The sequence below is a fragment of the Pseudoalteromonas sp. SWYJZ98 genome (assembly GCF_015864495.1).
Lineage (GTDB): Bacteria > Pseudomonadota > Gammaproteobacteria > Enterobacterales > Alteromonadaceae > Pseudoalteromonas > Pseudoalteromonas distincta.
The window spans coordinates 72,761-85,158 of the sequence record NZ_JADYXA010000007.1; the positions used below are offsets into that span (position 1 = coordinate 72,761).

Annotated in this window: 10 protein-coding genes; 8 read left to right on the forward strand and 2 right to left on the reverse strand. The window is 40.8% G+C overall.

Going from position 1 to position 12,398, the window contains the following annotated elements:
- Positions 1-50: 50 nt before the first annotated feature.
- From I6F10_RS07380 to I6F10_RS07415, 8 genes are all read left to right on the forward strand, one after another.
- Positions 51-1,226, forward strand: a complete 1,176-nt coding sequence (locus I6F10_RS07380; protein ID WP_182703249.1) for an isovaleryl-CoA dehydrogenase — start codon at positions 51-53, stop codon at positions 1,224-1,226.
- Between the two features lie 10 nt (positions 1,227-1,236).
- On the forward strand, positions 1,237-2,844 hold the full coding sequence (locus tag I6F10_RS07385) for a carboxyl transferase domain-containing protein (protein ID WP_165744336.1): 1,608 nt from the start codon (positions 1,237-1,239) through the stop codon (positions 2,842-2,844).
- A 12-nt stretch (positions 2,845-2,856) separates the two neighbouring features.
- Positions 2,857-3,627, forward strand: a complete 771-nt coding sequence (locus I6F10_RS07390; protein ID WP_165744335.1) for an enoyl-CoA hydratase/isomerase family protein — start codon at positions 2,857-2,859, stop codon at positions 3,625-3,627.
- 8 nt (positions 3,628-3,635) lie between these two features.
- Positions 3,636-5,639: an acetyl/propionyl/methylcrotonyl-CoA carboxylase subunit alpha gene (locus tag I6F10_RS07395; protein WP_165744334.1), complete on the forward strand. Its 2,004-nt coding sequence runs from the start codon at positions 3,636-3,638 to the stop codon at positions 5,637-5,639.
- Positions 5,639-6,535 carry a hydroxymethylglutaryl-CoA lyase gene (locus I6F10_RS07400; protein WP_165744333.1) on the forward strand — a complete coding sequence of 299 codons (897 nt, stop codon included), beginning with the start codon at positions 5,639-5,641 and terminating at the stop codon, positions 6,533-6,535. Before I6F10_RS07395 ends, I6F10_RS07400 begins: the two co-directional genes overlap by 1 nt.
- A gap of 262 nt (positions 6,536-6,797) precedes the next feature.
- Positions 6,798-7,496, forward strand: a complete 699-nt coding sequence (locus I6F10_RS07405; protein WP_008135270.1) for a CoA transferase subunit A — start codon at positions 6,798-6,800, stop codon at positions 7,494-7,496.
- A gap of 14 nt (positions 7,497-7,510) precedes the next feature.
- The gene (locus tag I6F10_RS07410; protein WP_165744332.1) at positions 7,511-8,167 is read left to right on the forward strand and encodes a CoA transferase subunit B; all 657 of its coding nucleotides are present in this window, start codon (positions 7,511-7,513) and stop codon (positions 8,165-8,167) included.
- Between the two features lie 333 nt (positions 8,168-8,500).
- The gene (locus I6F10_RS07415) at positions 8,501-9,382 is read left to right on the forward strand and encodes a LysR family transcriptional regulator (protein WP_002961883.1); all 882 of its coding nucleotides are present in this window, start codon (positions 8,501-8,503) and stop codon (positions 9,380-9,382) included.
- A gap of 742 nt (positions 9,383-10,124) precedes the next feature.
- Here the strand turns inward: I6F10_RS07415 and I6F10_RS07420 are convergent.
- Both I6F10_RS07420 and msrA read right to left on the reverse strand, forming a co-directional pair.
- Positions 10,125-10,901 carry an amino acid ABC transporter substrate-binding protein gene (locus I6F10_RS07420; RefSeq protein ID WP_165744331.1) on the reverse strand — a complete coding sequence of 259 codons (777 nt, stop codon included), beginning with the start codon at positions 10,899-10,901 and terminating at the stop codon, positions 10,125-10,127.
- A 133-nt stretch (positions 10,902-11,034) separates the two neighbouring features.
- The gene (gene msrA / locus I6F10_RS07425) at positions 11,035-12,324 is read right to left on the reverse strand and encodes a peptide-methionine (S)-S-oxide reductase MsrA (RefSeq protein WP_165744330.1); all 1,290 of its coding nucleotides are present in this window, start codon (positions 12,322-12,324) and stop codon (positions 11,035-11,037) included.
- Positions 12,325-12,398 lie beyond the last annotated feature (74 nt).

Consider the following 12,398-nt stretch of genomic DNA (forward strand, 5'->3'; position numbering starts at 1 on the left):
TTTTAAAATAAAAACACACTGACAACACACACGTCACACAGGAATGAATCATGAGCACTATTTCACTATATAAAGAAATGAACTTTGGCCTTGGCGAAACCGCCGATATGATCCGCGACCACGTAAACAGTTTTGCGAGTCAGGAGATTGCCCCGCTTGCTGAAAAAACGGACTTAGATAACGCTTTTCCAAATCAACTTTGGACTCAAATGGGCGAAATGGGCGTACTAGGTATGACCGTATCTGAAGAACTTGGCGGCGCCGGTTTAGGTTACTTAGAACATGTTATTGCTATGGAAGAAATTAGCCGTGCCAGTGCCTCTATAGGGTTAAGCTATGGAGCACATTCAAACCTGTGCGTTAATCAAATTAACCGTAACGGCACACAAGCTCAAAAAGAAAAATACTTACCTAAGCTTATTAGTGGCGAGCACATTGGTGCCCTTGCAATGAGTGAGCCTAATGCGGGCTCTGACGTTGTATCGATGAAACTCAAAGCCGAAAAAAAAGGCGATAAGTACATTTTAAACGGCAATAAAATGTGGATCACTAATGGTCCTGACGCACACACACTCGTTATTTACGCTAAAACAGATTTAAACGCTGGCGCTAAAGGCATTACCGCATTTATTGTTGAAAGTGACTTTCCTGGTTTTTCAACAGCACAAAAGCTCGACAAACTGGGTATGCGCGGCTCAAATACCTGTGAGCTAGTATTTGAAAACTGCGAAGTACCCGAGGAAAACATTTTAGGTAACTTAAACGAAGGCGTTAAAGTTCTTATGAGTGGCCTTGATTACGAACGCGTAGTACTTGCAGCGGGCCCGCTTGGCATAATGCAAGCGTGTATGGACATAGTGGTACCGTACATTCATGAGCGTAAACAGTTTGATACCCCGATTGGTCAATTTCAGTTAATTCAGGGCAAAGTAGCCGACATGTATACACAAATGAATGCTGCCCGCTCATACGTATATACAGTAGCTAAAGCGTGTGACCGTGGTGAAACGACCCGTAAAGATGCAGCCGGAGCAATTTTATACGCAGCAGAGCTTGCAACTAAAATGGCGCTAGATGCAATTCAAATTTTAGGTGGCAATGGCTATATAAACGAATACGCAACGGGTCGCCTTCTTCGTGACGCTAAATTATATGAAATTGGTGCAGGTACATCAGAAATACGCCGCATGCTTATTGGCCGCGAACTTTTCACAGAAAGCCGTTAAGGATTAAACCATGACTATTTTAAAATCGAGCGTTAATCCTCACGATCCAACGTTTGTGCAAAACCATAAAAATATGTCAGCGCTGGTGGATGATTTACGCAGTAAAGTAGCCACAATTTGCCAAGGTGGAGGCGCTGCATTAAAGGAGCGCCACGAAGGCCGTGGTAAATTATTTGTACGCGACCGCATAAATACATTAATTGACGAAGGCTCACCGTTTTTAGAAATTTCACAGTTTGCTGCCTTTGGTGTGTACGAACAAGCAATACCTTGTGCAGGCGTTGTAGCCGGTATTGGCCGTGTTAAAGGCGTTGAATGCATGATTATTGCAAACGATGCCACGGTTAAAGGCGGTACATATTTTCCGCTTACCGTTAAAAAGCATTTACGCGCACAAGATATCGCCGAGCGTTGCCACTTACCGTGTATTTATTTGGTGGATTCGGGCGGTGCAAATCTGCCAGAGCAAGATGATGTATTTCCAGATAAGTTGCATTTTGGTCGTATTTTTTATAACCAAGCCCGTATGTCGGGCAAAGGCATTCCACAAATTGCCGTGGTAATGGGATTATGTACCGCAGGTGGTGCGTACGTACCTGCAATGGCCGATGAAAGCATTATTGTAAAAGATCAAGGCACTATATTTTTAGCAGGTCCGCCCCTTGTAAAAGCAGCAACAGGCGAAGAAGTAACCGCCGAAGAGTTAGGCGGCGCCGATGTGCACTGTAAAATTTCGGGTGTTGCCGATCACTACGCTGAAAACGACGCCCATGCGCTTTCTATTGCGCGCCAATGTATTGAGCGTATTAATTACACACGCCCTACTGCCCCTCTTCTAGATGATGTAAAACCACCCCGTTACGATATAAACGAGCTTTACGGCATTGTAGGCACCGACCTTAAAAAGCCGTTTGATGTACGCGAAGTAATAGCGCGCACAGTGGACGACTCATCATTTGATGAATTTAAACGTTACTTTGGTGAAACGCTGGTCACCGGCTTTGCCAGTATTTATGGCAATCCGGTTGGCATAGTAGCTAATAACGGTATTTTATTTAGTGAGTCGGCGCAAAAAGGCGCGCACTTTATTCAGCTGTGTGCTCAGCGCAGTATTCCTTTAGTGTTTTTACAAAATATTACCGGCTTTATGGTGGGTAAAAAATACGAAGCCGAAGGCATTGCAAAGCACGGCGCTAAAATGGTGATGGCGGTTTCGTGTGCTGATGTGCCTAAATTCACTGTACTTATTGGCGGCTCTTACGGCGCAGGTAACTACGGAATGTGTGGCCGCGCATTTGAACCAACCATGATGTGGATGTGGCCTAATGCCCGTATTTCGGTAATGGGCGGCGAACAAGCTGCTGGTGTAATGGCGCAAGTTAAACAAGATGGTTTAGCACGTAAAGGCCAAAACATGAGCGAGCAAGAAATCAGTGATTTTAAAAAGCCAATTATTGATCAATACGAAGAGCAAGGTCACCCGTATTACGCAAGTGCACGCTTGTGGGATGACGGCATTATAGACCCTGCCGACACGCGTAATGTATTAGGGCTTGCGTTAACGTCTGCGAATAACGCACCAAAACGTGATTCGAAATTTGGCGTATTTAGAATGTAACCGGAGCGCAAAATGTCAGTAACACTACAAATAACAAAATCTAATGTGGCTGTACTTGTGTTAAGCCGCCCAGAAAAAAGAAATGCATTTAACTGTGAAGTAATACACGAACTTATTCAGTGTATTGAACATGCAAATACGCTTGATATTCGTGCTTTGGTTTTAAAAACAGAAGGTAAACACTTTTCAGCCGGTGCTGATTTAGCTTGGATGAAATCGATGGCGGATAACAACTACGCCGATAACCTAGCTGATTCAATGCAATTAGCTAAATTAATGCAGGTATTGGCAAGCTCCCCGCACCCTACAATTTGCGCTGTGCAAGGTGCTGCTTTTGGTGGTGCTCTGGGCTTAATTGCCTGTTGCGACATAGCCCTTAGTAAAGACGATGCGCAATTTTGTTTAAGCGAAGTAAAGCTGGGTCTTATTCCGGCTGTTATTAGCCCATACGTCATTAAAGCGATTGGTGAACGCGCTGCTCGCAGGTACTTTTTAACGGCTGAAGTGTTTGATGCACATACTGCTAAGCAACTTGGTTTAATTCATCAAGTAACCGGTAATTTAGACTGTGCGCTCGATAATATGCTGCAAACACTGATTGATAACGGACCTGTTGCAGTAAAAGCCGCAAAAGCATTAATTAACGATGTAGCAAATAAAGAAATTACCGATGAACTCATTGAGCTTACCGCAGAAAGTATTGCAAAAATTCGCGTATCTGAAGAAGGTCAAGAAGGGCTAAGTGCTTTTTTTGATAAACGCCCACCCGCTTGGCAACTGTAGGATTGATTATGAAGACACAACGATTACAAAAAATACTGATTGCCAATCGTGGAGAAATTGCGTGCCGAGTAATACGCACCGCAAAACAAATGGGCTTAACCACGGTCGCAGTTTATTCTGATGCAGACAAACATGCCCAGCACGTAAAAATGGCTGACGAGGCTTACCATATTGGTGCCGCACCAAGTAAAGATTCGTATTTGGTGGCAGACAAAATTTTACAAGTTGCTAAAGACTGCGGCGCTGATTGTATTCACCCAGGCTATGGTTTTTTATCTGAGAACAGCGAATTTGCTAAAGCCTGCGAAGCTAATAACATTGCTTTTATAGGGCCACCAGCAAGCAGTATTGAAGCAATGGGGTCTAAAACCCGCGCTAAAGAAATAATGGCAGCTGCTAATGTACCGTTAGTACCTGGTTATTACGGTGATAAACAAGACCCTGCTTTTTTACAAAGTGAAGCTGAAAAAATTGGCTACCCTGTACTAATTAAAGCCGCCTTTGGTGGCGGTGGTAAAGGCATGCGCATTGTACAAAAAGCAAAAGACTTTATGAGCGCACTACAAGGTGCGCAACGTGAAGCGATTGCCGGTTTTGGTAACGATTTAGTATTACTTGAGCGCTACGTTAACCAGCCTCGCCATGTTGAAGTGCAAGTATTTGCAGATAACTACGGTAACTGTGTTTATTTAGGCGATCGTGATTGTTCTTTGCAACGTCGTCATCAAAAAGTAATTGAAGAAGCCCCTGCTCCGGGTTTATCTGACGAACTACGCAAAGAAATGGGCGAAGCGGCTGTACGTTGTGCACTGGCTATAAATTATAGAGGCGCAGGTACGGTTGAGTTTTTACTGTGTGGCGATGAATTTTTCTTTATGGAAATGAATACGCGCCTTCAAGTAGAACACCCTGTGACCGAAATGGTAACGGGTGTAGATTTAGTCAATTGGCAAATTAATATTGCGGGTGGGCAAACATTGCCACTGACACAAAGTGATATTCAATTGCAGGGTCATAGCTTTGAAGCACGTGTATACGCAGAAGATCCAGCCAACGACTTTATTCCGTGCTCGGGCACTATTGAAGCACTACACACACCGCTTAACAGTGAATTTGTACGCATTGATACAGGCATTGCACAAGGCGACGAAATCAGCCCGTTTTACGATCCAATGATTGCAAAACTTATTGTGCACGACGACAATCGCGAACAAGCACTGAGCCGCTTACAACAAGCCCTTGAGCAATTTCATTTAGCGGGTTTTAGCACTAACATTGGCTTTTTACATAATTTAGCAAGCCACCCTACCTTTAAACAGGGTGCGCCAAGCACACACTTTATTGCTGAGCAAGGTGATTCGTTAGTTGCTGTTGACGAATCGTTATTGCAAACAAGCCAGCTTATTGCTGCTTTTGCGTATTTAGAATCGTTAACTAACACCCAAAATGCGCAAAGCAGTGCAAGCCCGTGGCAACAACTAACTGGATTTACACTCAATTCACCACAAGCAATTAAAGTCCCTTTTGCCGATTTACAGCTAAGCGCTATAAAAACAGCAGCGGGTTATAGTATTACGCATAACGAGCATGTATTTAAACTACAAGGCACATTAAATAATAATCTGTGCACTGTATTTATTAACGGTGAAAAACATAGCGCGCACGTAACTACGGTTGGTAATAGTACTGCGGGCAATATTATCACTGTTATGAATAAAGCACTGCAAACTAAGCTTGAACTAGTTGATAAACATTATATTAGTTCGCACGAAAGCGAAGCTTTGCCACTTGCCGCGCCGCTTAATGGCACAGTAGTTAAGCACTTAATCGACATTGGTAGCACAATTACCAAAGGCGATGCGGTTGTTATTATCGAAGCCATGAAAATGGAATACACGCTAAACGCACCGCATGACGGCATTTTAAAAAGCTACTGTTTTGGTGAAGGCGAATTAGTAACGCATGGTGCTCTGCTTGCTATTGTCGAAGATACAACAGAGGAAGGTGCATAATGAGTGCCTTTCCAAATAAAGTACGTATTGTTGAAGTTGGCGCGCGAGACGGCCTACAAAACGAAAAAACAGTAAGCACAGCCGATAAAGTAGCGCTTATTAACGCCCTAAGTGCTGCAGGTTTAAAAGATATTGAAGCGGGCGCGTTTGTCTCCCCTAAGTGGGTGCCACAAATGGCAGACTCAGCGGATGTAATATCAGCGCTAGATTTACCCAATGTAAATTTAAGCGCCCTTACACCTAACTTAAAAGGTGCACAAGCAGCGCACGCTGTTGGCATTAAAGAGTTTGCTATATTTACCGCTGCAAGTGAGTCGTTTTGTCAAAAAAATATCAACTGCTCAATTGAGCAAAGTATTGAACGTTTTAGTGAAGTAATGGCGTTTGCTAAAGCTAATAATATTCGTGTACGTGGTTATGTAAGCTGTGTGCTAGGTTGCCCTTATGAGGGTGAAATTAACCCGCAAGCAGTACTAAGTGTATCGCAAAAGCTATTAGATTTAGGCTGTTACGAAGTAAGCCTTGGCGATACCATAGGTGTTGGCACCGCAAAAAAAGTAACGCAATTAATCGAGTTACTTTTAACGCACATTGATAAAGCCAAGTTGGCCGTGCATTTTCATGATACATACGGCCAAGCGCTCACAAATATTTACGCAGCTTTAAGCCTAGGTATTGCAACGGTTGACGCGGCAGTTGCGGGCCTTGGTGGCTGTCCTTATGCAAAGGGGGCGTCAGGAAATGTTGCCACCGAAGATGTAGTTTACTTACTGCAAGGGCTTGGCATTGAACACTCAATTGATTTACAAAGGTTAAGTGACGCTGGCTGGGAGATAACCAAAGTACTTGGTAAGCAACCTGTGAGCAAAGTATCAGTGGCACTACACACTAAATAACCTGAGCTCTGGATAATAAATCTATCTCGAGCAGCTATTTTCAGCACTAACTGCGTTGAATTTACTTGCAATAGACCAGCTATTGACGCGTAAATTCGCCTTGTTTTCACTGAAAATCTCTGGCTAGAGAAAATAAATTTAAATATCAACCTAATTCAATATGTTAGTAAATCTCTTAACCAGAGTTCAGGTTAAATGGCTATCTTATAAAATGATAATTAAAGATAATTAACAACAAATAGCACACAATGAGGAGAGACTCATGGCCGGTTTTGATAAGGTAGTTTCTAGTTACGAAGCTGCAATGGAAGGATTAAAAGACGGCGATACCATTATTGCCGGTGGTTTTGGTTTATGTGGTATTCCTGAGGGCTTAATTAAACAAATTAAGCACATGCAAACAAAAAACTTAACCGTAGTATCTAATAACTGTGGTGTTGATGACTTTGGTTTAGGTATTTTATTACAAGACAAACAAATTAAAAAAGTAGTTGCCTCGTACGTTGGCGAAAATGCCCTATTCGAGCAGCAGTTATTAAGTGGCGAAATTGATGTAGAGCTTACGCCTCAAGGTACACTAGCTGAAAAAATGCGTGCTGGTGGCGCGGGTATACCTGCGTTTTACACCGCAACCGGTTACGGTACTCCTGTGGCTGAGGGTAAAGATGTAAAAGAGTTTAATGGTCGCCCGTATATTTTAGAAGAATCTATAACGGGTGAATTTGCTATTGTTAAAGCGTGGAAAGCCGACCGCTTTGGTAATTTAGTGTTTAGACACACCGCCATGAACTTTAATCCAATGGCGGCAACAGCGGGCAAAATTACCGTTGCCGAAGTAGAAGAAATTGTAGAGCCGGGTGAGCTTGAACCAAGCCAAATTCATACCCCGGGTATTTTTGTAAATCGCGTTATTAAAGGCAGCTTTGAAAAACGCATTGAACGTGTAACAACACGAGATTAAGCAGGAGCAAAATTATGGCATTATCACGTGAACAAGTTGCAATGCGCGTTGCACAAGAACTACAAGACGGTTACTACGTAAATTTGGGCATAGGAATTCCGACACTCGTCGCAAACTATGTACCAGATGATATTGAAGTTATGTTACAGTCCGAAAATGGCCTTTTAGGCATGGGCCCGTACCCGACTAAAGCAGAGCTAGACGCCGATATGATTAACGCGGGTAAAGAAACCGTGACAGCAGCCACAGGTGCAGCCATATTTAATAGTGCAGATAGTTTTGCCATGATACGGGGTGGTCATGTAGACTTAACCGTTCTGGGTGCATTTGAAGTTGACCAGAACGGCAACATCGCATCGTGGATGATCCCTAAAAAGCTGATTAAAGGCATGGGTGGCGCGATGGATTTAGTCGCTGGCGCGAAAAATATTATTGTTACTATGACCCATGCAAGTAAGCATGGTGACTCTAAACTATTAGAGGCCTGCTCTTTACCGCTTACTGGCGTTAATTGCGTAAAAAAAATAGTAACAGATTTAGCCGTATTAGAAGTTAAAGACGGCGCATTTCATCTATTAGAACGTGCTCCGGGCGTTACTGTTGATGAAATCATTAGTAAAACAGCAGGTAAATTACTTGTTGACGGTGAAGTTCCAGAAATGGCTTTTTAGGCTTTAGCTTAAAATAACGCTTTACCCTGTACCGACCTCATTCCCAGTGCCAATGGCGCTGAGTTACCCAAAATCCCTCTTACGAGGGATTTTTTTTATCTTTTGTCATTATTTTTACCGTCATTCATACATCTGTAGTAAATTTTATCTATAATACAAATATAAATTAAATGTAAGCGCTTAGATTCTTTGCACTATTTAGTGGATAGCCTGCACCCTTTTTGTGAACTAGCGTTAACTTTATTTTTAACCTACTGATATTTAAACACTAAATAGTTGGTTCAAATTTTGCCTAAGTAAGGCGTCTCAATAAATTAAATAATTCTGGAAAACATGCAAACTCCTATTCGTGGCCTTCGCTCTTTTTGCTTTGCCGCAAGAAGCCTAAGTTTTAAGCATGCAGCTAATGAGCTGTACTTAACGCCGTCTGCGGTAAGCCATCAAATAAAACAACTTGAAGAACAACTTGGTATTGAGCTTTTTCAACGTAAAACGCGTTCAATTAGCTTAACCACAGCGGGTAAAAACTTTTTTGATGCTGTGTCTCCTATCATCACAATGTTAGAGAGCACCATTAATGAGTTTAGTCAGATGCAGCAAAATACAAATTTGACGATTACCCTGCCTGAATTTTTTGCCAGCGAACTACTCATGCCTAAATTAAGTGAGTGGACGTCAGAACACCCTAATATAAACCTGCAAATGGACACGCTTAAAACACGCAAAGAATTAACGCGTCATAGCGATTTATCTATTGTATTGTCCTCTGGTAAACCTACTGAAGGGTTAGCGACTGAGTTGTTTAACCTTGAATATATTCCTGCATGTAATAAAAAATTGCTCGATCAGTGGAGGGACGATCATCGTCAAGCGCTTAACCAAGTTCCCCTCATCCTCCACAAAGCTCGCCCTTGGGCATGGCACCAGTGGGCCGAAAAAGCGGGTATTGATGACTTTTCTCCTTCGCAGATTATTCAAATAGATAGCATGTTTGGTGTAGCGCGTGCAGCGCAGCAAGGCATGGGCATTGCGCTTATTCCACTGCCTATTAGTCAAAGCTGGTTAGATGAGCAATGGCTGTACAAATTATTCGAGCAGCCTTTAACAACTAAAGATAAATACTATTTAGTGCAGCACGAATCAAGCACGCCTAATCACCCGCTTGATTTATTTGCGAAGTGGGTTGTAAATACGTTTAGAAAAATCCAAGAATAATCCCCTATTAGACGAGTTCAGTAATACAACCCACTCTGTGTTTTATTACTGAACTCGTCTAAACCTCTCTGCAATTTTTAATAATATTTTTTATTTAAATACATAAACTTAACGCCGAGCATTAGACTAAAGTCTATAGTTTAATTTTTTTCACTCATTGGTTTCATTTTTATCGTTTGTCGAAAATAAAGTTAAATATTAAAGTTACTTCATCAGCTCAAAACAACTTAGTTAATTTGTTTTTTAAGAGCAATAAATGCAACCTTTTGAGTTTTAGTAACTCAAACTTAGCAGTGAAAAGAATCTTATATTGTGTGTGTAAGATGTTGTCAGTGTGAAAAAGCGGTTCAAGTTAGGTGGTGACTTGGCTTGAACTGTTTTTATTCTTGGCTCAACCACATGATATGCATTACAAAGCTACTAAAGCGTAGCAAACCGAATCTTTATATTGTGTGTGAAGATGTTGTCAGTGTGAAAAGCGGTTCAAGTTAGGTGGTGACTTGGCTTGAACTGTTTTTATTCTTGGCTCAAACCACATGATATGCATTACAAGGCTACTAAAGCGTAGAAAACAGAATCTTTATATTGTGTGTGAAGATGTTGTCAGTGTGAAAAGCGGTTCAAGTTAGGTGGTGACTTGGCTTGGACTGTTTTTATTATTAAGCACATACATAATATAGCTATATACAGATTAATACATTTTAAAAAGCCCCGTAAGTTATAACTTACGGGGCTTTTTTAGTTAATTTTTTATTTGATACTCTTTTTTTAATTTACTTATTTGCACTTTATGTGAAAGCAAAAATGTATCAAATTGCTTAACTACCTCAGGATAGTCAATCGACGATAATAAAAAGGCTTGTAAATCTGTCGGCAATTCGTTTTGAAAATAAACGGGTCGGGTTAATTTGAAATATTTAACAATATTATAGTTTAATACATCGTTAGATATGTAAATACACTCCACTCGCTCTTTTAAAAGCATCTCTATTAATTCAATTACGTTAGCTGTTTCTATTAACTCAACGTTTTCATTATTCATTAACGGTTTAAAGCTTTGAGGCGTAAACCCTCTTACCGTTACAAAACTAATGCATTCATCAATAGTGATATTTATATTTAAACTCGCAATGCCCGTTTTAGTCACAACGGTTGGCTGCGAATAAATAATTTTATTTACATCAATAAATGAAGCTTTGTAGCTTGATTTCCAGCTAGGGTTATCTGGATACTTAAAGTCGACATGGCGATGTTCCACAAATTCTTTGTAAAGTCGATTAATAGGTAGTGTGTAAAACTCAAACTCAAAGTCATGCTGCTGGGCAAACAAGGTAAGTAACTTTTGACTGAAACCATAATAGTCGCGGTTATCAGCCCCACTACCATCGTAGTATGGAAGGTATTCTATATTCTCTACGCCTACTACGTAATGAGTCGCTGATTTAGCGTTGTTTATTAAAAGCAGTAAAGCGAATGGCAAATATATTAACTGCGTTGCTATTTTTTTAAATTGATTCATTAATAACCTAAGTAATATTATTGACAATTAGCTGCACGCTTTAATTTTAACAAATTTGCAAAGATTATGATAAGCCTATTTTGTTTTATGCAAAAAAAAGCCTGATTAAAATCAGGCTTAGCAAAGAAAGGGTTTAGCTTTTATCTCTCGGTACAAAATCAAGGACTGTTGCATTAATACAGTAACGATCGCGACCTCTTGGACCTTCACCTGGAAATAAATGCCCTAAGTGTATGCCTGTACTTTTAGAGCGAAGCTCAATGCGTGTCACGCCCCAGCGGCTATCGTCGTGCTGTGTTACGTTGTTTTTTACAGGATGAGTAAAGGATAACCAACCAGTACCTGAGTTAAACCTATCGCTTGTATCAAATAGTGGCTCGCCACTTAATTTATCAACAAAAGTACCGTCAGGTGTGTTTTTAAACTCTTTGTACTCTTTACAGTAAGGTCTATCTGTTCGTGCATCAAATGCAACTTTATAAGCATCACTGTTACCTAATTTAAAAGCGCCTAATGCTTTATAAAACTCTTCGGGCGTTGCGTAACCTTGACGACCATATACCTCAACGCCATTTTCTAAAAACAAAATGGTTGGTGTTGCCCACGTGGCTGACTTAATAGTTAAATCATCAAGTTGGTCAGCATGGCGAAACGACATTGGTATTGTTCCTTTGTAATCATTTGCGACTGCTTTTTTAAACTTTTCACAATATGGGCAGTATTCACGTGAATCAAGTACCACTATTTGCTTTCCTGCTAGTAAAGCCGTGTTATCTACTTTTTCTACAGGTGTTTTATTAAAAACAACACCGGTAGAATGATCTGGGCAATAGCCATTAGGGTTCTTTTCTAAATAATTTTGATGATACTCTTCTGCCGATACAAAACCTTGAAGCGGTTTAATAACTGTTTCAATTTTGCCATAGCTCGCATCAGTTAAAAGCTGCTGATATTGCGATTTAACTTGCTCAGCTACTTTAGCTTGCGCATCAGTGGTCGTTAATACAATTGAGCGATATTGCGTACCAATGTCGTTACCTTGGCGATTTTTTTGTGTAGGGTCGTGACTTTCAAAATAGTTTTTTAAGAGATCTTCTGCTGAAATTATATTGCTGTTATACATAACTTGTACAACTTCAGCATAATTGTTCTCGTCAAAACGACGAGACTGATCAGTAATGTTTCTGTAGGTAGCTTTAAAGCCATTGCCGTCAGCGTACCCCGATTCAGCATCAATAACGCCATTAAGCGCTTCGTAGCGTTTTTCTGCTCCCCAAAAACACCCCGATCCAAGTACAATGGTTTCTACATGCATGGTGGCTTCTACATTACTGTGCTCAATTTTTTCCATAGATAAAGCAAAGCTGCCTGCGCTAAATATAATAGCAGCGCCTGATAAATATAATAAATGCTGGTGTTTCATAAAGTACCTCTTAAACAAGTGCTAACTAAGACCTCCTTATCCTAATTTTTATTTCAACCTAATTACTTATTTAG